We start from the raw sequence: 24,919 nt of genomic DNA, 5'->3' as shown, positions 1-24,919 counted from the left end.
TCCCTGTCTGACGGCGGCCCGTTTCCGGACCCGCGGCGGCGGACAGACGCGGGCCCGGAAAGGGGGAGCGCCCGATGGTGCCCGAGGACGGCAGGGGCCGGCACGAGACCCCGAACGAACGCGCGGACCGGCGCTGGACGGAACTGCTGCAAGAGGTCCGGGTGGTGCAGACCGGTGCGCAGATCCTGTTCGGCTTCCTGCTGAGCGTGGTGTTCATGCCGCGCTTCGCCATCCTGTCCGCCTTCGAACGCGGCCTGTACGTGGTCACCGTCGTCCTCGGCGCCCTCGCCACCGGCGCGCTGATCGCCCCCGTCGCCTACCACCGCCTGCTCGCCGGACGCCGCCTCAAGCCCGAACTCGTCGACGCCACCTCCCGGGTGGTCGCCCTCGGCGTGGTGCTGCTCGCGCTGACCGTCGGCTCCGCGCTGCTCCTGCTGCTGCACGTCGCCATCGGCGGCCCCGGCGCCGGACTGATCGTCGGCGGGGTGATGGCCTGGTTCACGGTCTGGTGGCTGCTGCTGCCGTGGCTGCTGATGCGCCGCAGCGGCGTGCTCCGCGACCGGCCGGGCGGAGCCGAGGCCCGCCGCCGCGCCGCGGCCGCCGGCCGGCGCAGCACCGCCGCCGGCCGCCCGGGCAAGGCGGCCCGCCGCCGGGCCACGGCCGGCCGGGTTTCCGGCCGCCGCAGGCGGTCAGACGCCCGCCATGACAACGAGTGAACCCCGCACCGTCGTGATCAGCGGCGCGTCGGCCGGCGTCGGACGCGCCGCGGCCCGGGCCTTCGCCGCCCGCGGCGACCGAGTGGCGCTGCTGGCCCGCGGCAGCGCCGGACTGGACGCCGCCCTCGCCGAGGCCCGGGAGGCCGGCGTCCGGGCGATGGCCGTCACCGTCGACCTCGCCGACCCGGACGCCGTGGAGCGCGCCGCCGAGAGCGTCGAACGCGCCCTCGGCCCGATCGACGTCTGGGTCAACGCGGCCCTGGCGTCCGTCTTCGCCCCGTTCATGGAGATCAGCCCCGCCGACTTCCGCCGCGTCACCGAGGTCTCCTACCTCGGCTACGTGTACGCGACCCGAGCCGCGCTGCGCCGGATGCTGCCCCGCGACCGGGGCTGCGTGGTGCAGGTCGGCTCCGCGATCGCCTACCGCGGCATCCCGCTGCAGAGCGCGTACAGCGGCGCCAAGCACGCCCTGCAGGGCTGGCACGAGGCGCTGCGCTGCGAACTGCTGCACCAGCGCACGGCGGTGCGCTGCACGATGGTGCAGCTGCCCGCCGTCAACACCCCGCAGTTCGACTGGGTGCGCTCCCGGCTGCCCCGGCAGGCCCGCCCGGTCGCCCCGGTGTACCAGCCGGAGCCGATCGCCCGCGCGATCCTGTACGCCGCCGACCACCCGGGCCGCCGCGAGTACCGGGTCGGCGCGTCCACCGTCGCCACCCTGCTGGCCAACGCCGTCGCACCCGGCCTGCTGGACCGCTACCTGGCCCGCACCGGCTGGGACTCCCAGCAGACCGACCGGCCGCGCGACCTCGACGACCCCGACAACCTGTGGACCCCGCAGGACGCCACCGTCGACCACGGCGCGCACGGCCGCTTCGACCCGGAGGCGCACGCCCACGCCCCGCAGGCCTGGGCGGACCGCCACCGCGTCCCGCTGGCCGCCGCCGCGCTGCTCACCGGCGCCGTCCTCGCGGCCGGCCTGCGCCGCCGCCAGGACTGACCGGCCCGCGCAGCCACCGCAAACGGACCGCCAGGCACCACCGAACGGACAGGGCGTCAGAAGGCCCGGCCCCGAAGCGTCTTCGGGGCCGGGCCGGGTGGTGCGGGGGTCAGCGCTTGAAGGCGCCCTTGACCCGGTCGACGCCCTCCTTGAGCTTGTCCTTCGCCTGGTCGGCGGTCTGCTTGGCCTGGGATTCGGCCTGGTCGGCGCGGCCCTCCTGTTCCAGCCGCTCGTTGCCGGTGGCGGCGCCGGTCTTCTCCTTGGCGGCGCCGACGGCTTCCTCGGCACGGTGCTTGAGCTTGTCGGAGGCGTCACTCATGAGGGTGTCCCTTCTGGGGTGGTGGTTCGGGGGTCAGTGGGTGAATCGGTGCCGGGGCCGGCTGCGCGGCCGCTGGGCCGTGCCCGCCGGGTCGGCGGTGGTGGTCGGGGCGGTGACGGTCGGGTCGGTGCTCGCGCCGGTCCGCAGGCTCGGGTCGGCGGTGCGGTCGACGGCGACCGGCTGGTCCGCGGCGACCCGGCGGCGCCGGTGCCAGCGCAGGCCGCCGGCCATCAGCGCGATTCCGGCGCAGGCCATCAGCGTCAGGGCGATCCCGGCGAGGAAAGCGCCGAGGGTGTTGACGGTGCCGATGTTGTTGTTGAGGACCGTCACCCCGGTCTCGGGTCCGCCGCCGAGGTTGTCGGCGATCAGCAGTCCGGCGAACGCGCCGGAGGCGGCGAACAGGAGGAGTCCGAGCAGCAGCATGGTCCGAGTCCTTTCGCTTGCTCCGTTGCTCCGTGTCGTGGCGCGTCTGCCCGGCCCGGCGGGTCTCAATCGGGCCGGACGCTCCAGTCCTCGGCGAGGTACGGCGCGGCCCGGTCGGCGGCGAGGCGCAGCCCGTGGCCGGGCTCGCCGGACGCGCCGGGGGTGACGGCGCCGCCCGCCGGGTCGAGGACGCCGTCGAACAGCAGCCCCTCGACCCGGACGTGGTCGTGGAACCACTCCAGGTGCCGCACCCCGGGCCGGGCCGCCGCGGCGTGCGCGTGGACGTGCGGCGCGCAGTGCGCGGAGAGCGGCACCCCGGCGGCCTCCGCGACGGCGGCGGCCCGCAGGAAGCCGGTGAGGCCGCCGCAGCGGGTGGCGTCGGCCTGCAGGCAGTCGACGGCGGGCGCCATGGCGGCGAAGTAGCGCGGCTCGTCGCCGTACTCGCCGGCCGCGACGTCGGGGGAGACGGCGGCGCGGACGGCGGCCAGGCCGGGCAGGTCGTCGGACGGGACGGGTTCCTCGAACCAGGTGACGCCGTCCTCGGCGAAGGCCGCGGCCAGCCGGATCGCCTGCTTGGCGGTGAACGCGCCGTTGGCGTCCACGTACAGCGCGGTGTCCGGGCCGACGGTGCGGCGGGCGGCGGCGATCCGCTCCAGGTCGCGTTCGGGGCGGGTGCCCCGGGCCTCGCCGATCTTGATCTTGACGCGGGGGATGCCCTGCCCGTCCGTCCAGCCGCGTAGTTGACGCTCCGTCAGGCGGTCCGGGTAGCTGGTGAACCCGCCGCTGCCGTACACCGCGACGGGCCGGGGGCGCCCGCCGAGCAGGCGGACCAGTGGCAGGCCGAGCAGCCGGGCGGACAGGTCCCACAGGGCGACGTCCACGGCGGACAGCGCGTAGCCGCCGGCGCCCGGGCGGCCCGCGTTGCGCAGGGCGCGGCGCATCGCCTCGTACGCGCCCGCGGTGTCGAGGGCGTCGCGGCCGAGGACGGCGGCGGCCAGCGGTGCGCGGACCAGGGCGGCGGTGGCGGGCGCGCCGTACGTCCAGCCGAGGCCGGCCGTGCCGCCGCTGCGGGCCTCGACCAGGATCAGCGTGGTGGCGTCCCAGGACAGCGTGCCGTCGGCCTCGGGGTGGTCGGTGGGGACGGTGTACACCCGCACCGTCAGGCGGTCGACGGGGAAAGCAGGCTGACGGTCGGTCATGACGCCTCCGTGGGGCTGCGCAGGCCGCTGCGGGCACCGGCGGCGAGGACGGACGCGGCCCGGTCGACCAGGGCCATGATGGTGAGCGCCGGGTTGGCGGCGCCCTGGGTGGGCAGCACGCTGCCGTCGGTGATCAGCAGGTTCGGCACCGCGAAGGTGCGCAGGTCCCGGTCGACCACGCCGTCCTCGGGCCGGGCGGCCATCCGGCAGCCGCCGACCAGGTGCGCGTAGCGGTCGATGGTGATCACCTCGGTGGCCCCGGCGGCCGTCAGGATCGCCTCCATCACGCCGCGCGCGGCGGCGATCAGCTGCCGGTCGTTGTCGCACTGCGAGTAGGAGAAGTGCGCGACGGGCAGCCCGTGCCGGTCGGTCTCCTCGGCGAGGGTGACCCGGTTGTCGGCCTGCGGCAGCAGTTCGGCCATCGCGCCGAGGGTCGCCCAGTGCACGTAGTCGGACAGGTAGCGGCGCAGCTGCGGCCCCCAGTGGCCCTGGGCGACCACGTGCTCGGCCCAGGTGATGGGCAGCGGGGAGATGTTCTGGACGGTGAAGCCGCGTCGGTACGGCTTGGCCGGGTCGGTCTCGTAGAAGGCCTCGGTGGTGACCTCCGGCGGCGGCGCCTTGTACATCCGGATCTCCTCGTCGAAGCGGCCGGAGGTCTGCGGCGCGCCCTGCACCATGACGTACCGTCCGACCTGGTCGTGGTCGTTGCACAGGCCGTTCGGAAAACGCTTTCCGGCCGAGTTGAGCAGCAGCCTGGGCGTCTCGATGGCGTACCCGGCGACGGCCACCGTGCGGGCCCGTTGGAAGCGTTCGCGGCCGCCGCGCAGGTAGCGCACGCCGCGCGCCAGCCCGTCGGGGCCGAGCTCGACGGCGGCGGCCATCGCGTCGGCGCGGATCTCCACGCCGTGCGCCAGCGCGTCGGGGACGTGGGTGATCAGCGGGGACGCCTTCGCGTTGACCTTGCAGCCCTGGAGGCAGAAGCCCCGGTACACGCAGTGCGGGCGGCGCCCGAAGCGGCCGTTGGTGATCGCCACCGGCCCGACCCGGGCCTCGATGCCGAGCGCCGCCGCGCCGCGCAGGAACACCTCGCCGTTGCCGCCCACCGGGTGCGGCGCGTGCGGGTAGGCGTGCGGCTCGCCCCACGGCCAGTACTGCCCGGCGACCGGCAGTTCCGCCTCCAGCCGGCGGTAGGACTCCCGCAGGTCGGCGTAGTCGAGCGGCCAGTCCGCGCCCACGCCGTCCCGGCTGCGGGTCGCGAAGTCGGACGGGTGGAAGCGCGGCGTGTACCCGGCGAAGTGCACCATCGAACCGCCCACCCCGCGCCCGGAGTTGTTCGACCCCATCGGCACCGGGTCGCTGCCCGCGAGCACCCGTGGCTCGGTCCAGTACAGCTGGTGCGAGGCGTACTCGTCGCTCACCCAGTCCCGCAGCGGATCCCAGAACGGGCCGGCCTCCAGCACCACCACCGACCAGCCGGCCCGGGCCATCCGCTGGGCGAGCACCGAGCCGCCCGCGCCGCAGCCGACGATCAGCAGGTCCACCTCGTCCTCGTCGCGGAACGTCCGCATTTGCTCGACCAGCCCGTGGTCGAAGCCGAGCCCGCCGGGCGGCAGCAGCCAGGCGGAGGCGTTGCGGCGCCGCACCGAGCGCTGCCGGCGGGCGGTCTGACGGAGCGTCGCCAGCGCGGCCCGGGCCTCGCCGTGCCGGCCGGGGTCGGTGACCGCGGGCAGCGGCGGCGGGTCGGTCCGGTCGGCGTCCGGGGCCTGCGGGTGCGCGTCGGCGACCTCCCACCGTTCGCGCCGGCCGACGCCGAGCCGGGCGTAGCCGGACGGGAAGGCCGGGCCGCCGAAGCCGATCTCGTCCCAGGCGGCCGGGTGGCTGTAGTAGGCGGTGCAGGCGTAGCGCGTCCACAGGCTCCACACGTGCTTCGCGGGCCACCCGTGCCAGCGCTCGGCGCGGCGCACCTTCTCCACCAGGCCGTCCTGTTGACGCTCCGTCAGCTCGGCGAAGGACGGGCGGCCGGGCAGCGCGCGGGCGTCCTCGTCGAGTGCCCGCATCGTCTCGGGCCAGGCGCGGTCGTCGGGCGGCAGGTCGGCGTAGTGCCAGCCGTCGGTCTCGCGTTCGGCGAGGCGGGAGTCGATCATCGGCAGCAGGTCCACGGGCGGGGTGTCCAGCAGCCGGTTCAGCAGGGCGCGGGCGCAGGCCTCCTCGGCGGGGGAGAACAGCCGCAGGGGCGGCCTGGGCCCGGCGACCCGGGAGGTGACGACGGCGGCGGTCGCCGGATCCCAGTGCCGGCGCCGGTCCATGGAGTGGTAGCCGGGAAACCGCTCCATCGCTCAACTCCCTTCCCGGCCAGGTGTGTCGCCCTCGCGGCGTAGCACTGTGGCGACCAGGCCCATGCCGCCGACCATGCCCATCAGCAGGGGGGCGAACAGCGGCGGGCCGGTCTCCAGGTTGAACCGGGCCATCCGCCACCCGCCGGGCTTCTCCAGCAGGCCGCGCAGGTGCAGCCAGAAGCCCTGCACGCCGTTGGCGGCGACGGCGGCGGAGACCAGCGGCAGCACGGTGCGGGCGGCCCGCGCGTCGAGCGCGGCGGCCAGGCCGGCGCCGGCGCCGAGCGGGCCGAGCAGCACCGGCCACCACATCATCCGGTTGCCGAAGCCGGCCCGGTCGTGTTCGAGGTAGATCTCGGCGGCGGTGACCACCGAGCCGCCGGCGGTGGCCAGTGCCAGCGAGCGCTGGAACCGGCCGGTGCGCACGGCCTCCAGGGCGGCGGTCAGCACGGCGATCACTTCCCGGAGCGGTGCGGCAGCAGTTCGGCGAGCTTGGCGCGCAGGCCCCGCTTGACCACGGCGGCCCGGTCGCTGTCGCCGCGCAGCACCGACTCGGCGGCGTCCTTGATCTGCGACCAGTCGGCGTGCGGCGGGATCGGCGGCACCGCCGGGTCGGTGCGGACGTCCAGCACGCACGGCCGGTCGGTGGTCAGCGCCCACTCCCAGGCGGCGCGGACCTTGCCGGGCTCCTCGACGCGCAGGCCGCGCAGGCCGACGGACTCGGCGAAGTCCGCGTAGCGCACGTCCGGCAGCGACTGCGAGGGCAGGAACTGCGGAGCGCCCTGCATGGCGCGCATCTCCCAGGTGACCTGGTTGAGGTCGCAGTTGTTGAGCACGCAGACCACCAGCCGGCGGTCGGTCCACTGCTCGAAGTACTTGGCGACGGTGATGAGTTCGGCCATGCCGTTCATCTGCATGGCGCCGTCGCCGACGAGCGCCACCACCGGCCGGTCGGGGCAGGCGAACTTGGCGCCGATCGCGTACGGCACGCCCGGGCCCATGGTGGCGAGGGTGCCGGACAGCGAGCCGCGCATGGTGCCGCGCATCCGCAGGTGCCGGGCGTACCAGTTGGCGGCGGAGCCGGAGTCGGCGGTCACGATGGCGTTGTCGGGCAGCAGCGCGTCCAGCGCGTGCACCAGGTACTCGGGGTTGATCGGGTCGGCTTCGACCTTCGCCCGCGCCTCCATCACCTGCCACCAGCGTTCGGTGTTCTTCTCGATGCCCTCCCGCCAGCTGCGGTCCTTCTTGCGGCGCAGCAGCGGCAGCAGCCGCGACAGGGTGTCCGCGGAGTCGCCGACCAGGTTGACCTCGTTCGGGTAGCGCAGCCCGACCATGAACGGGTCAGCGTCGATCTGCACCGCCCGGGCCTGCCCGAACTCCGGCAGGAACTGGCTGTACGGGAAGTTGGAGCCGACGGTCAGCAGGGTGTCGCAGTCCCGCATCAGCTCGTACGAGGGCCGGGTGCCGAGCAGTCCGATCGAGCCGGTCACGTACGGCAGGGTGTCGGGCAGCACGTCCTTGCCGAGCAGGGCCTTCGCGACGCCCGCGCCGAGCAGGTCGGCGACCTGCTCCAGCTGCGGCCGGGCGTGCCGGGCGCCCTGGCCGACCAGCATGGCGACCTTCTTCCCGGCGTTCAGCACCTCGGCGGCCCGGTCCAGGTCGGCGTCCTCCGGGACCGGCCGGGAACGCGGCAGGCCGAGGCTGGACGGCACCATCTTGAACGCGTGCTCCGGGGCCTCCTCGGCGAGTTCCTGGACGTCCGCCGGGATGATCACGGCGGTGACGGTGCGGTACAGCGCGGCGGTCCGGAAGGCCCGGTCGAGGACGTTCGGCAGCTGCTGAGGGACCGTCACCATCTGGCAGTACGCGGACGCGACGTCCTTGTACAGGCTGAGCAGGTCCACCTCCTGCTGGTACGAGCCGCCCATCGCGGTGCGGTCGGTCTGCCCGACGATCGCCACCACCGGCACGTGGTCGAGCTTGGCGTCGTACAGGCCGTTCAACAGGTGGATCGCGCCGGGCCCGGAGGTCGCCGCGCACACCCCCACCCGGCCGGAGAACTTGGCGTACCCGACGGCCTCGAACGCCGCCATCTCCTCGTGCCGGGCCTGCACGAACGACGGCCGGTTGTCGGCCCGCCCCCACGCCGCGAGGAGCCCGTTGATGCCGTCCCCGGGGTACGCGAAGACCTGGTCCACCTCCCACTCCCGCAGTCGCGCCAGCACCTGATCGGCCACGTTCCTGGACACGGGACGTCCCTCCTTCACGCGAAGACACCACTGCCGCGCGTCTGGCCGCGAATCCGGAACGGAAACGTGCCGGGCGGTGCGCCCGCGAGAGCCGCGGCCGTCCGGAGGGGCGTTCAGGGGGTGGGGAACAGCCGGCTGAGGTGGTGGTGGAGGACGGTGGTGGCGGCCTCGGGGGTGCGCTGGCCGAGCAGGACGCTCAGGCCGAGGCCGGCGGAGAGGGCGAGCAGGACGACGGCCTCGTGGTCGGGCTCGGGGAGGCCGGCGGCGGTGAGGTGGGCGACCAGGAAGGCCTCCATTTCGTTCGGCGCGGCGAGGAAGGACCGGGCGGCGAGCGCCGGGTCGGTGACGGAGAGCACGGCGTAGGCGGTGTAGACGAGGTGGAAGGTGCGGCTCTCCTCGTCGGTGGGGACGGCCTCCAGCAGCACCGCCTCGACGATCTCGCGCGGGGACGGCGGCGCGGTCGACGAGGCCTCGGCGGCCCGGACGCGGTCGCGGACGCGCTCGCCCATGCGGACGCCGAGGCGGGTGAGGGTGTCGAGGAGGAGCTGCTCCTTGGTGTGGAAGTAGTACTGCACCAGGCGGACGGAGACGCCGGCCTCCTCGGCGACGGAGCGCATGGTGACGGCGTGCAGGCCGGTCCGGGCGGCGTCGCGCAGCAGGGCGTCGATGATCAGCGCCCGCCGTTCCTCGTGGTCGACCAGCTTCGGCATCCCGGCCCCTTCGAACGTTTTTATGGTACAACCATACCACCAAAGCAACGGGAGGGGCCCATGACCAGGACCAGCGTCGGACACTTCGTCAGCGAGGAGGCCCGCCACCGGTACCTCGACGCCTACGACCGGGCCATGGAGCTGTGGCCCGCCCCGCACCGCGCCCTGGACGTCGAGACCGCCTACGGCACCGTCCACGTCCACCACTACGGCCCGAGCACGGGCGACCCCGTCGTCCTGCTGCACGGCCACGCCGGTCACCCCGCCAACTGGCACCCGCAGATCGCCGCGCTCGGCGCGCACCACCCCGTGTACGCGGTCTCCACCCTCGACGACCCCGGCCGCAGCGTGCAGCGCGCCGTCGCCGCCGGGCCGGCCGAGAACGCCGCCTGGCTGGGGGAGGTGCTGGCCGGGCTCGACCTGCGCCGGGTGCACCTGGTCGGCGTCTCCTACGGCGGCTGGCTGGCCCTCAACCAGGCGATCCGCGCGCCCGAACGGCTCGCCACCGTAGCCCCGTTGGACCCCGGCGGCATCGAGAAGGTCCCGGCCCGGTTCTACCTCTACATGGTCGCCGGTCTGTTCGGCATGCTCGCCCCCCGCCGCCTCCGCCCCGCCCTGGCCCGCCTGCTCGCCAATCCCGCGCTCGCCGCCCCGCCGGAGATGCTGGCCCCGCTGATGCTCGGCATGCGCACCTGGAAGCCCGCCGCCCGCCCCGCCGCCCCGCCCTTCGGCGACGAGGAGCTGCGCGGGATCACCGTCCCCGTCCTCGCCCTGATCGGCGCCCGCAGCGCGCTGCTCCGCCCCGCCGGGTGCTGCGCCGGATCGCCGCCCTGGTCCCGCACGCGCAGGCCGAGATCCTCCCGGGCGCGGGCCACGGCCTCACCCTGGAGCGCCCGGACGCGGTCAACGCCCGCCTGCTGGCGTTCTTCGCCGCCGCGAACTGACGGGGCGTCAGCTCGGCGCGTACCGAATCCGGAGCCGGCCGGTCGGGCGGTGCGCATCCGATACGTGGCCGCGCCGCCCGCGCCTCGTTCCCTCGGGCGGTCCTCCGCTCCGCGCCCGGCGGTGCCTCGAGGCCGCCGGTTCAGCCCAGTGCGGTGATCGCCGCGAGCAGGCCGGCCAGGCCGACCAGGAGCCAGGTGACGTAGTCGCCCAGCAGGCCGGAGTGGAGGCGGCGGAGCGCGCGGAGCGGGGGCGGGTCCAGGCGGGGCCGGCAGCGGGCCGCGGAGCGCGGCGGCGGCCAGGGCGCAGGCGAGGGCGGTGGAGAGCAGGCCGAGCAGCAGGCCGGGGGCGGTCCACCCGGCGGGCGGGGGGACGAGCGCGGGGAGCGCCGCGGCCTCGTGCAGGACGGCGTCCAGGTAGCCGGCCCGGTCGGTGAACCGGGCGGCGGCCGCGGCGAGTTGCCGCGCCAGTGGCGGGCACAGGCCGATCGCCAGGCAGGCCGCCAGCAGCAGTGCGGGGACGGCGAGGACCGGCAGCGGGAGCGGGCGGGTCGGGTCGCGGACCTCCGGCTCCTCGCCCTCGCCGGTGGTCTCCGGCTCGTCCGGGTGTTCGGCGGGGTGGCGCCCCCGGCCGCCGAACACCCGGGCGCAGGCCCGCAGGACCGCGCCGCCGGTGACTGCGGACACCAGCACGTACAGGGCGGGCAGCCACCACGCCCACTCGCCGGCCGCGTCCTCCGCGAGCGCCTTGCCGAGGCCGGTGCCGAACGGCGGCAGCCCGGCCAGGGCGAGCCCGCCCAGCGCGAACAGGGCTGCGGTGAAGGGGAGTTCGCGGCCGCGGCCGAACAGCCCGTGCTCGTCGACCGAGCCGAAGCGGTCCAGCAGCACGCCGCACAGCCCGAACAGCGCGGCCTTGCAGCCCGCGTGGCCCGCCAGGTACACCGCCGCGCCCGCCACCCCGGCCGGCGTGAGCAGCGCGAAGGAGACCAGGAACAGGCCGATATGACCGACCGTCGAGAACGCCAGCAGCCGCTTCAGGTGTCGCTGCTGCCAGCACATCACCGCCCCGACCAGCGCCGTGACGACGCCGAGCGCCAGCAGCACCGGCCGGACCGCGTCGGCCGGCACCCCGCCCGGGCCGGCGAACACCGTCCGGTGGATCCGCGCCGCGCCGTACACGCCGAGCTCCACCATCACGCCCGACAGCAGCATGCACACCGGGCTCGGCGCGACCGCGTGCGCGTCCGGCAGCCAGAAGTGGAACGGCGCGGCGGCGGCCTTCACCAGCGGCCCGGCCAGCACCAGGACGAACGCGCACCGCACCAGCGCGTCCGGCGGGCGGCCGTCGAGCGCCCGGCCGAGCTGGGCCAGGCCGAGTTCGCCGGTGCGCGCGTACAGCAGGCCGATGCCGAGCAGCGAGCAGTACGCGGCAAGGGAGTTGACGATGCCGAAGGCCAGCGCGCCGTGCAGCGGACGCGGGTCCTCGATGCGGAAGCCGGTCAGCGCGTACGCGACGGCGCCCATCAGCTCGAAGAACACGAAGGCGTCGAACAGGTCGCCGGTCAGCGCGAACCCGCACATGCCGGCCGAGAACAGCAGCAGCAGCGCCGGGTACACGCCGCCCTTCCGCCCGGCCGGCTCCTCGAAGTACCGCCAGGAGTAGCCGACCACCGCCAGCACCAGCACCGCCGCGACCAGCGCCAGCAGCACCCCGATCCGGTCGGCGGCCAGCACGATGCCCACCGACGAGCCGCCCACCGGACGCCACCCGCCGAGCCAGGACACCGACACCCCGTCACCGGTGCGCACCCACAGCGCCACCAGGCACAGTACCTGCGCCAGCGCGCAGCACCCGGCCAGCGCGTCCCGCGCCGTGCGCGGCAGCCACCGCCCGGCGACGGCCAGCAGTGCCGCTCCCAGCAGCGGCACCGCGACGGACAGCGGCAGCAGCGCGGCGGCCCCGGCACCCCGTCAGCCCCGCAGCCCGGTCAGGCGCTGCGGGTCGACGGTGCCGTGCCGCTTGCGCAGCTGGATCACCAGCGCCAGCAGCAGCGCCGTCACCGTCGCGCCCACCACCACGTCCGTGAGCGCCAGCGCCTGCACCACCGGATCGACCACCGGCGCGTCCGTCGGCAGGTCCGCGAAGACCGGCGCGGTCGCGCCCGAGCGGTAGCCGACCGCCAGCAGCAGCACGTACGTGGACGACTGGCACACCGCCAGGCAGCCCACCGCGTGGATCAGGTTCCGGCTGGTCACCAGCCCGTAGCAGCCCACCAGCAGGATCCAGCCCGCCGCCAGGTACGCCATGACGCCCATTCAGCCCCCGTCCCGCTCCGCCGTCTCCACGGCCTGCTCCAGGAAGTGCGCCAGCAGCACGACCACCCCGGACGCCACCTCCACGCCGACCGCCGCGTTCACCACCGCCACCAGGCCCGAGGACGCCAGCGTGTTGAACGTCCCCCACGGCAGCACGTTCTGCAGGTACGCCCCGCCCGCCGCCAGGCCGGCCAGCCCCAGCGCCGCGAACGAGCCCGCCGCGACCGCGTCCGCCACGTCCAGCACCGCCAGCGGACGCACCCGCCGCAGGGCCCGGTAGTCCGCCGCCACGTACGCCACGTGCAGGCCGGTCGCCAGCACCACCCCGCCCTGGAACCCGCCGCCCGGGCTCAGCGCCCCGTGCGCCACCAGGTACACGCCGGTCAGCAGCGTGAACGGCAGCAGCGCCGCCCCCAGCAGCCGGGTGCTCGGCAGCACCCGCGCCGGCCCGGCCGCCGCCGCCGCTCGTCCCGCGCCAGGCGCAGCAGCAGCGTCGCGGCCAGCACCGACGCGAACAGGATCGACTCCTCGCCGAGCGTGTCGAAGGCCCGCTGGTCGAAGTTGACCGACGACACCGCGTTCGCCGTCCGGTGCGCCAGCGCCGCCGTCACCGCCCGCGCCCCGTACGGGTGTTGGTCGCCGCCGAAGGCCGGCAGGCGCAGCGCGGCCGCGCCGAACGCCAGCGCGAGGCCGGCCGCCGCCGGGGCGAACAGCACCAGCCGGGTGCCGGGCCTCACCGCCGCTCCCGGCGCCGGTCGGGCGGGGCGGGCCGGTCGGGCTCGTCGCCGGCCCGGGGGCGGCGCACCTTGCGGACCGTCAGGAGGATCAGCAGGGGGGTGACGGCGGTGCCCACGCCGAGCTGCGACAGGGCGACGTCCGGGGCCTGGAGGGTGGTGAACAGGAAGGCCAGCGCGAGGCCGAGCCCGGAGAGCACGATCGCCTGGCGGGCCGGGTCACGGGTCAGCGCCGCGAGGGTGGCGAACGCGGCGGTCAGCAGCAGCGCGACGGCGATCAGGGCGGTCACCGCGGCTGCTCCCGGCCTTGACGGGCGGTCAGCCGCCCGATCGCCATGGTGGTCACCGGGCCCGCCGCGAGGACCAGGCCGCCGATCAGCAGCAGCTTCAGCGCGGCCCGCCCCGGCCCGGTCTCCACCGCCAGCGCGGCGGCCGTCAGCGGCGCGCCGAGGGTGGTCGCCGCCGACAGAGCGTGCAGCCGCAGGTAGCGCCCGGGCAGGCGGGCGAACGCCGCCCCCGCGAGCAGCAGCGCCGCGCTCCCGGCGGACAGCAGCACCAGCGCGACCGCGTGACGGCCCGTCATCCGGTGCCCTCGTCGGCGGCGTCCCCGTGCGGCTCGCCGGCCAGCAGCCGGGTGAAGACCAGCGTCCCGGCCGGCGCGAGCACCGCCAGCACCAGCGCCAGATCCCCGTACGAGGGCCGCGACAGCCCCTGCGAGAGCAGCAGGAACAGCACCGTCACCACCGGCCCGGCCAGCGCGACCGCCGCCAGCCGCTCCTCGGGCGGGCCGAGGGCGCACCGCCACAGGCAGGGCGCGAGGACGGCGGTGTCCACGGCCGCGGCGGCCAGCCAGGCGTTCACCCGGTCACCCGGCGGGTCGTCAGGGCCCGTTCCAGCAGCCCGGGTCCGGGAGTCAGGACGTGCACCCGGGCCGGGTCGGCGGACACCGCGTAGCCGCCCGGGGTGGCCGAGTAGAGCGCCAACGCCCAGGCGGGGCCGGTGCGTTCGGGCAGCAGCAGGTCGCGGAAGGCCGGGCGGGCGCGGGACGGTCGGAGGGTGAGCACGGCGAGCCGCCAGGTGTCGACGAGCACCGCCGGGGGCCAGCGCCGCATGGCGGGCCACAGGCCCGCCGCGCCGCCCGCCCGGGCGCCGGAGGCGAGCCGGGCCGGGCGGGCGGCCAGGGCTCCGAGCAGCGCGGCGAGCGCCCCGACCAGCAGTTCCAGGGCGTCAACGGTGGAGATCAGCACGGTGTACAGGCCGCACAGCCCGGCCCACCACAGCGCCGTCTCCGCCACCGCCGTCCACCACCGCATCCGCCGCTCCCACGGGTCCGCCTGTTCCGCCCGCGCAGGACGCTAGCCCCGCCCGGACCGGCCCTCCGCGCTCCGCGCCGCCGCCCGCCCGGCGCCACCCGGTCGGCGCAGCCGGGGCCGCTCCTCACCCGCCCCGGCCGGGCGGCGGGCCGGGTCAGAAGGCGTCGGTGCGGATGTCGACGGCGGCCATCCCGGCGCGGTGGGCGGCGAGGAGACCGGAGTCGCTGTCCTCCAGCACCAGGCAGCGGGCGGGGTCGACGCCCAGGCGCTCCGCGGCGAGCAGGAAGATCTCCGGTGCGGGTTTGCCCTCGGCGACGTCGTCGCGGGTGACGGTGCAGCTGAACAGACCGGTGAGGCCCAGGTGCGCCATGGTGGCCTGCACGGTGCGGCGCATGCCGCCGGAGGCGACGGCGAGCGGCAGGCGTCCGGCCAGCGAGCGGGCCAGGTCGGCGACCCGGGGGATCTCGCGGACCTCCGCGAGGTGGTCGAGGTACCGCTCCTCGCAGACGGCCACCAGGGCGTCCACCGGCTCGACGGGGGTGACGCCGTGCCGACGGAGGGCGTCGCCGATGGTCTCCGGGGTCGAGGTGCCGGTGTGGGTCAGGTACCAGCTCCAGCCGACCTCGATGCCGAGCGGGGCCAGGGTGTCGGACAGCGCCGCGAAGTGGCCCGGCCGGCCCGCGCGCACGGTCCGGTTCCGGGCGGAGGCCGGGCACGTCGCCGGCATCGACGTCGGGCCGACCCGCCTGGTGGTCCTGCTGGCCGACCTCCAGGGCGCCGTGGTCGGCCGCTGGCGGCTGGACGACCACGGCATGACCGCCCCTCGGGCCGCCCGCGAGGTGTGCGACCGCCTCGCCGAACTGCTGGCCGGACTGCCCGGCTCCGGCAGCCTGCGCGCCGTCGCGGTCGGCGCGCCCGGCCTCGTCACCGCCCCGCTCCCCGAGCGCGGCCCGTGGCCGGTCGCCGGGCTCCGCGCCGACCTCCTCGCCGCCCACCCCGGCTGCCCCGTCCTGGTGGAGAACGACGCCAACCTCGCCGTACTCGGCGAGCACCACCACGGCGCGGCCCGCGGCCTCGACACCGTGGCCTACGTCCACTGGGGCTCACGGGTCGGCGCCGGCCTGCTCATCCGCGGCCGGCTCCACCGGGGCGCCGGGGGAGCGGCGGGCGAACTCGGGTACCTCGCCCCCGCGGACGTCCCCGGCGATCCGCGCACCGGGCCGGCCCGGCCCGGCTGGCTCGAACAGCGGCTGCTCGACGCCGACCTCACCGATCCCGACTCCCGCGCCACCGCCGTCCGCCGGATCGGCGCGGGCCTCGCGGCCCTCACCCACCTGCTCGACCCCGACGCCCTCGTGATCGGCGGCGGCGTCGTCGAGCGCCACCCGGACCTCGTCGACGAACTCCGCACCCGCCTGCGGCACATCACGCTCTCCCCGCCCGCCCTGCACCGCTCCCCGCTGCGCAACGAGTCCGCCGCCGTCGGCGCCGTCCGCCTCGCCCTGGAGAGCGCGGAGGACTCGCTGATCCCCTGACGCCCCGCCGGTCCGGAGGAGCACCCCGGCAGGCAGGCCCGTCCGCCGCCGCGCGGCCGGGTCAGGCGGAGGCGTCGAGGGCGGCGCGCCAGACGGGGCTGTCGACGTAGTGGTTGTCGAAGCGCTCAGCGGACTCGGCGATCTCCTTCGGGTCGGCCTCGCCGCGCATCACCCGGCCGAGCAGCCGCAGGTAGTCGAACCGGCCCAGGCCGGGGGTGAAGACGAACAGGACGTCCGCCTCCGAGTCGGGCGCCGCCGCGAAGGCGTGCGGGGTGCGCGGCGGCACCGCCAGGAAGTCGCCCTCGTGCAGGACGGTGACCAGGTCGTCCACCAGCACCCGCAGCGAGCCGCCGAGCACGAAGAACAGCTCCGTCGCCTTCGTGTGGAAGTGCGCCGGAGCCCCCGGCGCCCCGGCGGCGAAGCTGGACCGGTAGCTGGTGAAGCCGCCCGGCGCGGCGTCCGACTCGCCGAGCAGGGTCATCACACTGCTCGGGTCGGCACAGGTCTCGGCCTCGGCACGGCGGGTCAGCATCGCGGGCAGGTGCACGCTCTCGGTAGTCATGATCACGAGCCTATGGCCCGGAGTGGCCCGTGGTTCAGGTCAATTCCGCCCAGGTGTTCGGGGTCAATTCCCGGGGCGGCGACCGGGCCCCGGGCACCGCGTCTCCCGGCGGGTGCGGTCCGCGGTGGCCCGGCTTGTAGGCTCGCAGGGAGCAGCTCTGAATTCTTGAAGGGGGAGCCGAGTGCGCACCCGTCGGTGGATAACTGTGGTCGCCGGAGCCGCTGCGCTGAGCAGCCCGGCGGTGGCGTACGCGCGTGGCGGGGGCGGTAGCCACGGGTTCAACGGCGGGGGTGGGGGCGGCGGTGGCGGTGGCGGCGGCTTCCACACGACCGGCGGGGGCTTCGGCTACGGGTTCGTCGCGGGCGGCGGTGGCGGTGGGTTCTTCCCGCTGCTGGTGCTCGTGATCGTCGTCCTGGTGTTCCTGTGGCTCCGGCGGCGGAAGCGGAAGGCGCAGCAGTCGGCCGGCCTGAACACGGTGTCGGACCGTACGGCGCACCGCTCGGACGAGCAGGCGCGCGAGCGGGCCGCCCAGGTCGGGGCGCGGGTGGACGCGATCGCCGAAACCGACGCGACCTTCGACCGGGCCGCGCTGGAGCAGCGGGCGGTGTGGCTGTACCGGACCGCCCAGCAGGCGTGGACGCAGCACGACCACGGCACCTTGCAGCAGATCCTGTCCCCGGTGCTGTACGGCAAGTGGGGCGAGGAGCTGCGGGACTACGAGTCGCGCGGCGAGGTCAACGTGGTGGAGATCGTCTCCGGCCCGGAGGTCGAGCTGGTCGACGTGGCGAACCGCGCCGGCGAGGTCAACGACACCGTCACGTTCCGGATCACCGCGACGCTCAACGACTACGTGCGCCGCAGCTACGGCTCGGACGCGGTGCGCAAGGACGGTTCGACGCGCCCGGTGGAGTACTGGACGCTGCGCAAGAACCAGGCCGGGGAGTGGATCGTCTCGTCGATCGAGCAGGCGGCCGAGGGCGCGCACCACCTGACCAGCGCCATCGAGACGGACGGCTGGGACCAGAAGGAGGTCGCCCGCGAGGCGGTGCTGGAGGTGGCCGGGAAGACCGCGGTGCGGGGCGTGAGCGACGTCCTGTCGCTCACCAACATCTCGTGGAGCACGGACGCCGACACCGCCGCCGGCGACCTGAGCGTGCTGGACGGCCGGTTCGACCGGGCGGTCCTGGAGGTCGCCGTCGAGCGGTTCCTCGAGGAGTGGGTGATGAACGACGGCAGCCTCGACTTCACGCCCGTGCGCACGATCAACCGGACCGTCATGCGCGAGGCCGTCGTCAAGGCGGTCACGGTGCGCTCGCTGGTCTCGCGCGAGCCGATCGTCTTCCGCGTCTCGGCCGACGCGGAGGGCGTCTACTACGAGGTCGACCGGCGCACCGAGCAGGTGCTCCGCGGCGACGCCCGCGTCCGCCGGCCGATCGCCCTCACGTTCGATCTCCGGATGGACGAGGCGTCGGCCGAGGCGTGGACCGTGACCGCCGCGAACGTGGAGTAAGGGCTACCCGCCGGGCGGCGGAGTGGCCGGCTGCGGGGTCGGTTCCGGGTCCGGCCGCCCGGGCGGGCGGTTCGGGTCGTTCGGGGCGGCCCGGGACCGGGGCCGCGGCGACGGCGGCTGCGGGTCGTGGGGGACGGGCGGCGAGAGCGGCGGGTCCGGGTCCGGCGGCAGCGGGGAGGGGCCGAGGGGCCCGGCGGGTCGGTGGGCCGGGGCGGGCTGTCCGGGGCTCGGGCGGCCGCACGTCCGGGTCGAAGGGGGTCGGAACCGTCATCGTCATCGCTCTCACCGTCCCAGGGCGTTCTCCAGCTGGTGCTTGTTCATCTTCGAGCGGCCCTTGATGTTGCGCTGGCGGGCCTCGTTGTACAGCTGGTCGTAGGTCGGGCCCTGCGAGCCGCTGTGCGAGCGCTTGCCGCCGCGGTGCCCGGAGGAGACGTCCTTCAGCGAACTGCGGGACGCGGTGCGGCTCTCGCCGTGCCGGGCGCGTTCCTTGTTGACGGTGCGGGCGGCGATCTCCTCGGCGCGCTTCTTGCTGGCGCCGCGCTCCAGCTGGCTCTCCTTGATGTGCTCGTACTGGCGCTCCCGCTTGGGGCTCGAACCGGCAGGCATGACCGCTCTCCTCTCGTCGCCGTACGGGGTCACGCGCTCGCATACCCGGATCGACCGGGGCGAATCGGATTCAACCGCAGCCGATCGGGTACGAGTGGGACGTCACGCCGAGTGCACCGCGCCCGGTGTGGTCCGACCCGCAAGGTCGCCAGCCACGGCATGCGAGCTGCGTGCCGGGAGCCGTCCGCCTGAAGAAGCCGGGCACCACGGTTCTCCGCCCGTCCCACCGCCGCTCCGCGCGGCGGCCGCCCCCGTCCGGGCCCAGTGCCCCGGCGTGCGGCGAGCCGTCCTTCGCCGGAGCGTCGCGACGGGCCCACGCCGTCCCCGGGAGATGACTCCCCGTGACCACCACGACCCACCGCCGACCGCCGTCCCGCAACGGGACCGGCGGACCTCAGCACGCACCCGACCCCCACGACGAGGAGCGCACCGCGCGGTCCCGCGCCGCGGCCGCCCGCGACATCGACCCGATGTACCGGCCGACCCGGCGCGAGATGCGCGCCATGGGCAAGTTCGAGGCCCGCGAGATCAGCGACGCCCTGTTCCGCCGGCTGCGCCGACTGCCGCGCGAGGGATCGACGTACAGCTACGTGCGCGGCACCGTCATCGAACTCAACATGCCGCTGGTGCGGTTCGTCGCCGCGCGGTTCCGGCACCGCCCCGAGGAGCTCGACGACATCCTGCAGGTCGGCACCATCGGCCTGATCAAGGCCGTCGACGGGTTCGACCCGGACCGCGGCGTCGAGTTCGTGACGTACGCGATCCCGACCATCTCCGGCGAGATCAAGCGGTTCTTCCGCGACACCTCGTGGCCGCTGCGGGTCCCGCGCAGCGTCCAGGAGCGCTACCTGGCCGCCGCCCGCGCCTCCGACCGGCTCGAACAGGACCTGGGCCGGCTGCCCGACACCGCCGAACTCGCCGAGGAACTGCACCTCACCGAGGCCGAGGCCGCCGAAGGGCTGGACGCCGGACGGCTGTGCCGCTGCGACTCGCTGGACTCGCTGCGCGACGAGGACTCCGAGGACACCGGCAGCGCCCTGATCAACCGGCTGGGCACCTGCGACCCCGAGCTCGAACTCGCCGAACTGCGGGTGGTGGCCCGCCCGTTCCTCGCCGAACTGCCGGAGCGCGAACGCACCGTGCTGCTGCTGCGGTTCTGGGGCGGACTCACCCAGAGCGAGATCGCGAGCGAGATCGGCGTCTCCCAGATGCACGTCTCGCGGATCCTCGCCGCCACCCTGACCCGGCTGCGCGAGCAGATCGAGGGCGACGGGCGGCCCGTCCCGGACGCTGATTGAGTCCGCTCCCGCCGGGTAGCCGCGCGGGCGAGCCACCCGAGGGTGGAGGACCAACGCCGTACGGCAGGAGGTGTTCGGACCGTGGACGCACAGCCTGCCACCGGTGTCCCGCTCACCGTCGCTCTGCACCGTCCCCCCGGTGCGCTGGTGGTGCGGCCCGAGGGCGAACTCGACCACGACAGCGTCGGCCCGCTCCGGGACGCCCTGGAGCGGGCCGTCGCCGACCCGCCGGCCCGGCTCGTGGTCGACTGCGGCGGCCTGGACTTCTGCGACTCCACCGGGCTCAACCTGCTGCTGCGCGCCAACGTCGCCGCCCGGCGGGCCGGCATCCCGCTGCTGCTGGCCGCCCCCGGCTCGGTGGTGGTCCGCATGCTGGAGATCACCGGCGCGGACGAGGTCCTGGTCGTCCGCCCGACCGTCGCGGACGCGCTCGCCGCGGACGCCCAAGGGCTGCTGGACAGGACGGACGGGTACGGCGACGGGTACGAGGAGCACTGATGAACCGTCCCGCCGCCGAGGACCGCACCGAGAGCGACCGCACCGACGACCGCGCCGAGAGCCACGGATCCGGCCAGGACCGCGCCGAGGACCGCCACCGGGCCGGGGACGACCGCGCCGAGGACCGGGGGGAGGACCGCACCGAGCGGCGCAGCCTCGCGCTGGACACCGCGCCCGGGGCCGTCGCCCGCAGCCGCGAGTTCACCCGCCTCGCCCTGCTGGCCTGGGGCTGGCTGCCGGCCCGGGACGCCGACGGCCGGGCCGCCGCCGAGGACGTCCTGCTGATGGCCAGCGAACTCGTCACCAATGCCTGCCAGCACGCGAGCGGCCCCTACGCGCTGGAACTGACCTGCTGCGGACCGCTGTTGCGGATCGCGGTCCGCGACCGGGACGACCGGCTGCCGGTGCTGCGCGCCGCGCACACGCCGGCCCGGCCGGGCGGCCACGGCCTGCGGGTGGTCGACCGGCTCGCCGCCGCCTGGGGCAGCGATCCGGTGCCCGGCGGCGGCAAGCGGGTGTGGCTGGAGACGCTGCGCCCTCCGGCGGAACCCTGACCGGGAGGGTGCCACAGTGGAGAGGACCCACCGTGAACGCCCGGGCCCGACCCGCCCGTCGGCCCCGGCCCCGTCGACCGGACCCGAGGTGGTGGCCACGTGGACAGCACACCCGACCCGAAGGCGCCGGAACCCGAGCGGCCCGCGCAGCAGCACGCCGAACCCGACGGCGTCGCGCTGCGCCGGCTGCTGGCCGGACTCACCGCCGTGCGCGACGGCGACCTGTCGCTGCGGCTGCCGGACGCGCCCGGGGTGCTGGGCGAGATCTCCGGCGTCTACAACGACATGGCGGAGCGGCTGTCCCGGCTGAACGCCGAGGTGACCAGGGTGGCCCGGGAGGTCGGCACCGAGGGCATGCTCGGCGGCCAGGCCGAGGTGCCGCAGGCGGTCGGCGCGTGGCGGGAGCTGGCGGACTCGGTGAACGCCATGGCGGGCAACCTGACCGCGCAGGTCCGCAACATCGCGCAGGTGACCACGGCGGTGGCCCGCGGCGACCTGACCCGGACCATCGCGGTGGACGCGCAGGGCGAGATCCTGGAGCTGAAGAACACCGTCAACACCATGGTGGAGCAGCTGAGTTCATTCGCCGCCGAGGTGACCCGGGTGGCCCGCGAGGTCGGCACCGAGGGCATCCTCGGCGGGCAGGCCGACGTGCGGGGCGTGTCGGGAACGTGGCGCGACCTGACCGACAGCGTGAACTTCATGGCGGGCAACCTGACCGCGCAGGTCCGCTCGATCGCGCAGGTCGCGACGGCGGTGGCGCGCGGCGACCTGACCCGGAAGACCGACGTGGTGGCGCGCGGCGAGATCCTGGAGCTGAAGAGCACCGTCAACACCATGGTGGAGCAGCTGAGTTCGTTCGCCGGCGAGGTGACCAGGGTGGCCCGGGAGGTCGGCACCGAGGGCGCCCTCGGCGGGCAGGCCGACGTGCGGGGCGTGTCGGGGACGTGGCGCGACCTGACCGACAACGTGAACGTGATGGCGGCCAACCTGACCGGGCAGGTCCGCTCGATGGCGCAGGTGGCGACCGCGGTGGCGCGCGGCGACCTGTCGCGCCGGGTCACCGTCGAGGCGGCGGGCGAAGTCGCCGAACTGGTGGGCGCGTTGAACGCCATGGTGGACACCCTGTCGGCGTTCGCGGCGGAGGTGACCCGGGTGGCCCGGGAGGTCGGCACCGACGGCACCCTGGGCGGCCAGGCCCGGCTGCCGAACGTGGCCGGCACCTGGAAGGACCTCACCGACAGCGTCAACTTCATGGCGCACAACCTGACCAGCCAGGTCCGCAACATCGCGCAGGTCACCACGGCGGTGGCCCGCGGCGACCTGACCCGCAAGATCGACGTGGACGCCCGGGGCGAGATCCTGGAGCTGAAGAACACCGTCAACACCATGGTGGAGCAGCTGAGTTCGTTCGCCGCCGAGGTGACCCGGGTGGCCCGGGAGGTCGGCACCGAGGGCCGGCTCGGCGGGCAGGCCGAGGTGGAGGGCGTCTCCGGCACCTGGAAGCGGCTCACCGAGAACGTCAACGAGCTGGCCGGGAACCTGACCCGGCAGGTCCGGGCGATCGGCGAGGTCACCAGCGCCGTCACCGCCGGCGACCTGACCCGGTCGGTCACCGTGGACGCGTCCGGCGAGGTCGCCGACCTGAAGGACAACGTCAACGTGATGGTGGAGTCGCTGCGCGAGACCACCCGGGCCAACCGCGAGCAGGACTGGCTGAAGACCCACCTGGCCAGGCTCACCGGCATGATCCAGGGCCGCCGCGAGCCCGCCGCCGTCGCCGAGCTGCTGATGGACGAGCTCTGCCCGCTGCTCGGCGCCCAGTACGGCACCTGCTACCTCGCCGAGTCCGGCCCCGCCGAGAACCGCCCCGGCGGCGGCCCCGCCGAGCAGCCCGACGACGGCGGCGGCGACGGCCCCGACCGGCCGGCCCTGGTCCGGGCCGCCGGCTACGGACACCCGGAGGCCGGCGCGCCGCGCCGCTTCGGCCTCGGCGAGTCGCTGATCGGCCAGGCCGGGCGCAGCCGCCGGCCGATCGCGATCACCGAACTGCCGCCCGGCTACGCCGAGATCCGCTCCGGGCTGGGCTCCGGGCCGCCCCGGGAACTGCTGATCCAGCCGATCGCCATGGAGGACCGGCTGCTCGGCGTGGTCGAGGTCGCCACCCTGCACCACTTCACCGACCTGCACCGGGACTTCCTGGAGCGCCTCGCCCAGGACATCGGCACCACCCTGGCCACCCTGCTGGCCAACGCCCGGACCGACGAACTGCTCCAGGAGTCGCAGCGGCTGACCGCCGAACTCCAGGCCCGCTCCGAGCAGTTGGTCGACGGCCAGGAGGAGCTGCGGCGCTCCAACGCGGAACTCGGCGAGAAGGCCGAGCTGCTGGCCGCGCAGAACCGCGACATCGAGGCGAAGAACCTGCAGATCGAACAGGCCCGCCGCGAACTGGAGGAACGCGCCCGCCAGTTGACGTCCGCCTCGATGTACAAGTCGGAGTTCCTGGCGAACATGAGCCACGAACTGCGCACCCCGCTGAACAGCCTGCTGATCCTCGCCCAGCTGCTCGCGCAGAACCCCGAGGGCAACCTGACGGGCAAGCAGGTCGAGTACGCGGAGGTGATCCGCTCGGCCGGCTCCGACCTGCTCCAGCTCATCAACGACATCCTCGACCTGTCGAAGGTCGAGGCCGGCAAGCTCGACGTCACCGTGGAGCCGTTCCCGCTGCGCGAACTGCTCGACTACGTCGACACCACCTTCCGGCCGCTGGCCGCCGAGAAGAACCTGGAGTTCCGGATCGGCACCGCGCCCGGCGCGCCCGAGGAGCTGCGCACCGACCAGGCCCGGCTGCGGCAGATCCTGCGCAACCTGCTCTCCAACGCCGTCAAGTTCACCGACCGCGGCTTCGTCGAACTCACCGTCGAGGCCGCCCGGCCCGGCGAACTGCCCACCGGGCAGCGGGAGTCGGCCGCCGTCGCGTTCCGCGTCCAGGACTCCGGCATCGGCATCGGCGCGGACCACCTGGAGTCCATCTTCGGCGCGTTCCAGCAGGCCGACGGCACCACCAGCCGCAAGTACGGCGGCACCGGCCTCGGACTGTCCATCAGCCGCGAACTGGCCCGCCTGCTGGGCGGCGCGGTGAGCGCCGAATCGGTGCCGGGCGAAGGCAGTTGCTTCACCCTGCTGCTGCCCGCCCCGGCCCCCGCCGAGGCCGCCGAGCCCGCCGAAGCCGCCGAACGCCGCATCCTGGTGGTCGAACCCGACCCGCCCGGGCTGCTCACCGTGCTCGCCCGCAGCGCCGTCGCCGACCGCGACACCACCGTGGACAGCGCCGCCGACCCCGACAGCGCCCTCGCCGCCCTCGACCGCCGCCCGCCCCGGCTGATCGTCCTCGACCTCGCGCTGCCCCAGGACGGCGCCCGCACCCTGCTCGCCGCCCTCGAACGCCGGCCCGCGCCGGTCCCGGTGATAGGCCACACCACCACCCCCGACGCCCCGCTCCCGGACGGCGACCGGCTGGAGATCACCACCGGCCTCGACGAACTGCGCGAACGCGTCGGCAAGGCCGCCGGCCCGCCCGCCGACGAACCCGCCCCCGCCGCCGCGCCCTCCGACCGCGCGGGCCGGCTGGCCGGCCGCACCGTGCTCGTCGTCGACGACGACTCCCGCAACGTGTACGCGCTCAGCGCCGCCCTCGAACGCGAGGGCGCCACCGCCCTGCACGCCGCCAACGGCCGCACCGGACTCGCCCTGCTGCGCGCCCACCCCGAGACCGACCTGGTCCTGATGGACCTGATGATGCCCGAACTCGACGGCTACGCCGCCACCGCCGCGATCCGCGAGAGCGCCGAACACGCGAACGTGCCGATCATCGCCGTCACCGCGAAGGCCCTGCCCGACGACCGCGCCCGCAGCCTCGCCGCCGGCGCCGACGACCACCTCACCAAGCCCGTCGACACCACCCACCTGATCACCACCGTCCTTCACTGGCTGGAGAGTTGACGCCGTGTCGAAGCCCCGCGAGCCGCACCGGACGGGGACCGACCCGCGCCGGCTGCTCGCCCTGCGGCTGCGCCACGCCCAGGAGGAGACCGAGGACCTGCGCG

24 protein-coding genes and 2 pseudogenes are annotated in these 24,919 nt (G+C 75.3%); 9 read left to right on the top strand and 17 right to left on the bottom strand.

Annotation, left to right across the window (positions count from 1 at the left end; genetic code table 11):
• The first annotated feature begins 74 nt into the window (after positions 1-74).
• On the top strand, positions 75-716 hold the full coding sequence (locus KCH_RS03145) for a DUF6328 family protein (RefSeq protein ID WP_341865335.1): 642 nt from the start codon (positions 75-77) through the stop codon (positions 714-716).
• Positions 703-1,713: an SDR family oxidoreductase gene (locus tag KCH_RS03140; protein WP_035858710.1), complete on the top strand. Its 1,011-nt coding sequence runs from the start codon at positions 703-705 to the stop codon at positions 1,711-1,713. The genes KCH_RS03145 and KCH_RS03140 overlap by 14 nt, the downstream gene beginning before the upstream one ends.
• Positions 1,714-1,822: 109 nt before the next feature.
• Here KCH_RS03140 and KCH_RS03135 read toward each other — a convergent pair whose 3' ends face one another.
• From KCH_RS03135 to KCH_RS03105, 7 genes are all read right to left on the bottom strand, one after another.
• Positions 1,823-2,032: a CsbD family protein gene (locus tag KCH_RS03135; RefSeq protein WP_035858698.1), complete on the bottom strand. Its 210-nt coding sequence runs from the start codon at positions 2,030-2,032 to the stop codon at positions 1,823-1,825.
• A gap of 33 nt (positions 2,033-2,065) precedes the next feature.
• The gene (locus KCH_RS43195; RefSeq protein WP_063750107.1) at positions 2,066-2,455 is read right to left on the bottom strand and encodes a hypothetical protein; all 390 of its coding nucleotides are present in this window, start codon (positions 2,453-2,455) and stop codon (positions 2,066-2,068) included.
• 65 nt (positions 2,456-2,520) lie between these two features.
• Entirely contained in the window at positions 2,521-3,654 is a 1,134-nt protein-coding gene (locus tag KCH_RS03125; RefSeq protein ID WP_035858696.1) for an enolase C-terminal domain-like protein, read from the bottom strand.
• On the bottom strand, positions 3,651-5,987 hold the full coding sequence (locus tag KCH_RS03120) for a GMC family oxidoreductase (RefSeq protein WP_084223168.1): 2,337 nt from the start codon (positions 5,985-5,987) through the stop codon (positions 3,651-3,653). Before KCH_RS03120 ends, KCH_RS03125 begins: the two co-directional genes overlap by 4 nt.
• A gap of 3 nt (positions 5,988-5,990) precedes the next feature.
• On the bottom strand, positions 5,991-6,446 hold the full coding sequence (locus KCH_RS03115) for a hypothetical protein (protein WP_063750106.1): 456 nt from the start codon (positions 6,444-6,446) through the stop codon (positions 5,991-5,993).
• On the bottom strand, positions 6,443-8,236 hold the full coding sequence (locus tag KCH_RS03110) for a thiamine pyrophosphate-requiring protein (protein ID WP_035858694.1): 1,794 nt from the start codon (positions 8,234-8,236) through the stop codon (positions 6,443-6,445). Before KCH_RS03110 ends, KCH_RS03115 begins: the two co-directional genes overlap by 4 nt.
• 113 nt (positions 8,237-8,349) lie before the next feature.
• Positions 8,350-8,946: a TetR/AcrR family transcriptional regulator gene (locus KCH_RS03105; protein WP_035858692.1), complete on the bottom strand. Its 597-nt coding sequence runs from the start codon at positions 8,944-8,946 to the stop codon at positions 8,350-8,352.
• A 60-nt stretch (positions 8,947-9,006) separates the two neighbouring features.
• Between KCH_RS03105 and KCH_RS47610 the strand changes: the two genes are divergently transcribed.
• Entirely contained in the window at positions 9,007-10,047 is a 1,041-nt protein-coding gene (locus KCH_RS47610; RefSeq protein ID WP_035858689.1) for an alpha/beta fold hydrolase, read from the top strand.
• A 578-nt stretch (positions 10,048-10,625) separates the two neighbouring features.
• Here the strand turns inward: KCH_RS47610 and KCH_RS47605 are convergent.
• The 8 genes and pseudogenes from KCH_RS47605 to KCH_RS03060 all read right to left on the bottom strand — a co-directional run.
• A pseudogene (locus tag KCH_RS47605) lies at positions 10,626-11,411 on the bottom strand (complex I subunit 5 family protein); the annotation flags it as partial.
• A 447-nt stretch (positions 11,412-11,858) separates the two neighbouring features.
• Positions 11,859-12,203: a sodium:proton antiporter gene (locus KCH_RS03090; protein ID WP_035858687.1), complete on the bottom strand. Its 345-nt coding sequence runs from the start codon at positions 12,201-12,203 to the stop codon at positions 11,859-11,861.
• Positions 12,204-12,940 (bottom strand): annotated as a pseudogene (locus KCH_RS03085) (MnhB domain-containing protein).
• The gene (locus tag KCH_RS43865; protein WP_051652684.1) at positions 12,937-13,227 is read right to left on the bottom strand and encodes a Na(+)/H(+) antiporter subunit B; all 291 of its coding nucleotides are present in this window, start codon (positions 13,225-13,227) and stop codon (positions 12,937-12,939) included. The pseudogene KCH_RS03085 and the gene KCH_RS43865 overlap by 4 nt, the downstream one beginning before the upstream one ends.
• A complete protein-coding gene (locus KCH_RS43860; RefSeq protein WP_035858685.1) occupies positions 13,224-13,520 on the bottom strand; it encodes a cation:proton antiporter in 297 nt (98 codons plus the stop codon). Before KCH_RS43860 ends, KCH_RS43865 begins: the two co-directional genes overlap by 4 nt.
• Entirely contained in the window at positions 13,517-13,798 is a 282-nt protein-coding gene (locus KCH_RS42215) for a monovalent cation/H+ antiporter complex subunit F (protein ID WP_051652683.1), read from the bottom strand. The genes KCH_RS43860 and KCH_RS42215 overlap by 4 nt, the downstream gene beginning before the upstream one ends.
• Positions 13,795-14,250 (bottom strand): hypothetical protein, encoded by a 456-nt coding sequence (locus KCH_RS42210; protein WP_035858682.1) that lies wholly within the window; start codon positions 14,248-14,250, stop codon positions 13,795-13,797. Before KCH_RS42210 ends, KCH_RS42215 begins: the two co-directional genes overlap by 4 nt.
• A gap of 154 nt (positions 14,251-14,404) precedes the next feature.
• Positions 14,405-14,938: an HAD family hydrolase gene (locus KCH_RS03060; protein WP_208865912.1), complete on the bottom strand. Its 534-nt coding sequence runs from the start codon at positions 14,936-14,938 to the stop codon at positions 14,405-14,407.
• On the opposite strand from KCH_RS03060, the gene KCH_RS03055 reads away from it, so the two are divergent.
• Entirely contained in the window at positions 14,895-15,785 is an 891-nt protein-coding gene (locus KCH_RS03055; RefSeq protein ID WP_208865911.1) for an ROK family protein, read from the top strand. The two genes, KCH_RS03060 and KCH_RS03055, sit on opposite strands and share 44 nt — an antisense overlap.
• A gap of 61 nt (positions 15,786-15,846) precedes the next feature.
• On the opposite strand, the gene KCH_RS03050 is transcribed toward KCH_RS03055, so the two are convergent.
• A complete protein-coding gene (locus tag KCH_RS03050) occupies positions 15,847-16,347 on the bottom strand; it encodes a cupin domain-containing protein (RefSeq protein ID WP_035870589.1) in 501 nt (166 codons plus the stop codon).
• Positions 16,348-16,588: 241 nt separating this feature from the next.
• On the opposite strand from KCH_RS03050, the gene KCH_RS03045 reads away from it, so the two are divergent.
• A complete protein-coding gene (locus KCH_RS03045; protein WP_244305119.1) occupies positions 16,589-17,857 on the top strand; it encodes a TIM44-like domain-containing protein in 1,269 nt (422 codons plus the stop codon).
• A 282-nt stretch (positions 17,858-18,139) separates the two neighbouring features.
• On the opposite strand, the gene KCH_RS03040 is transcribed toward KCH_RS03045, so the two are convergent.
• Positions 18,140-18,463 carry a hypothetical protein gene (locus KCH_RS03040; protein ID WP_035858677.1) on the bottom strand — a complete coding sequence of 108 codons (324 nt, stop codon included), beginning with the start codon at positions 18,461-18,463 and terminating at the stop codon, positions 18,140-18,142.
• 341 nt (positions 18,464-18,804) lie between these two features.
• Here KCH_RS03040 and KCH_RS03035 point away from each other — a divergent pair, with 341 nt between their 5' ends.
• The 4 genes from KCH_RS03035 to KCH_RS03020 all read left to right on the top strand — a co-directional run bounded on the left by KCH_RS03035 (position 18,805) and on the right by KCH_RS03020 (position 24,815).
• Positions 18,805-19,761: a SigB/SigF/SigG family RNA polymerase sigma factor gene (locus KCH_RS03035; protein WP_244305118.1), complete on the top strand. Its 957-nt coding sequence runs from the start codon at positions 18,805-18,807 to the stop codon at positions 19,759-19,761.
• A gap of 81 nt (positions 19,762-19,842) precedes the next feature.
• On the top strand, positions 19,843-20,259 hold the full coding sequence (locus KCH_RS03030) for an STAS domain-containing protein (protein ID WP_063750105.1): 417 nt from the start codon (positions 19,843-19,845) through the stop codon (positions 20,257-20,259).
• Positions 20,259-20,813 (top strand): ATP-binding protein, encoded by a 555-nt coding sequence (locus tag KCH_RS42205; protein WP_244305116.1) that lies wholly within the window; start codon positions 20,259-20,261, stop codon positions 20,811-20,813. The genes KCH_RS03030 and KCH_RS42205 overlap by 1 nt, the downstream gene beginning before the upstream one ends.
• Before the next feature lie 99 nt (positions 20,814-20,912).
• Complete coding sequence (locus tag KCH_RS03020; RefSeq protein ID WP_035858676.1) at positions 20,913-24,815, top strand: HAMP domain-containing protein; 3,903 nt, start codon at positions 20,913-20,915, stop codon at positions 24,813-24,815.
• Positions 24,816-24,919 lie beyond the last annotated feature (104 nt).

The sequence above is a fragment of the Kitasatospora cheerisanensis KCTC 2395 genome, from assembly GCF_000696185.1.
Taxonomy (GTDB): domain Bacteria; phylum Actinomycetota; class Actinomycetes; order Streptomycetales; family Streptomycetaceae; genus Kitasatospora; species Kitasatospora cheerisanensis.
Note: the sequence above shows the minus strand (reverse complement) of the source record. Positions and strands in the feature narration are given on the sequence as shown.

Coding starts and splice junctions, on each gene's coding strand:
- KCH_RS42210 (WP_035858682.1), bottom strand. CDS start 14,250: ATGCGGTGGTGGACGGCGGTGGCGGAGACGGCGCTGTGGTGGGCCGGG.
- KCH_RS03135 (WP_035858698.1), bottom strand. CDS start 2,032: ATGAGTGACGCCTCCGACAAGCTCAAGCACCGTGCCGAGGAAGCCGTC.
- KCH_RS03140 (WP_035858710.1), top strand. CDS start 703: ATGACAACGAGTGAACCCCGCACCGTCGTGATCAGCGGCGCGTCGGCC.
- KCH_RS03120 (WP_084223168.1), bottom strand. CDS start 5,987: ATGGAGCGGTTTCCCGGCTACCACTCCATGGACCGGCGCCGGCACTGG.
- KCH_RS03125 (WP_035858696.1), bottom strand. CDS start 3,654: ATGACCGACCGTCAGCCTGCTTTCCCCGTCGACCGCCTGACGGTGCGG.
- KCH_RS03040 (WP_035858677.1), bottom strand. CDS start 18,463: ATGCCTGCCGGTTCGAGCCCCAAGCGGGAGCGCCAGTACGAGCACATC.
- KCH_RS03145 (WP_341865335.1), top strand. CDS start 75: ATGGTGCCCGAGGACGGCAGGGGCCGGCACGAGACCCCGAACGAACGC.
- KCH_RS43860 (WP_035858685.1), bottom strand. CDS start 13,520: ATGACGGGCCGTCACGCGGTCGCGCTGGTGCTGCTGTCCGCCGGGAGC.
- KCH_RS03105 (WP_035858692.1), bottom strand. CDS start 8,946: ATGCCGAAGCTGGTCGACCACGAGGAACGGCGGGCGCTGATCATCGAC.
- KCH_RS43195 (WP_063750107.1), bottom strand. CDS start 2,455: ATGCTGCTGCTCGGACTCCTCCTGTTCGCCGCCTCCGGCGCGTTCGCC.
- KCH_RS42205 (WP_244305116.1), top strand. CDS start 20,259: ATGAACCGTCCCGCCGCCGAGGACCGCACCGAGAGCGACCGCACCGAC.
- KCH_RS03090 (WP_035858687.1), bottom strand. CDS start 12,203: ATGGGCGTCATGGCGTACCTGGCGGCGGGCTGGATCCTGCTGGTGGGC.
- KCH_RS47610 (WP_035858689.1), top strand. CDS start 9,007: ATGACCAGGACCAGCGTCGGACACTTCGTCAGCGAGGAGGCCCGCCAC.
- KCH_RS03050 (WP_035870589.1), bottom strand. CDS start 16,347: ATGACTACCGAGAGCGTGCACCTGCCCGCGATGCTGACCCGCCGTGCC.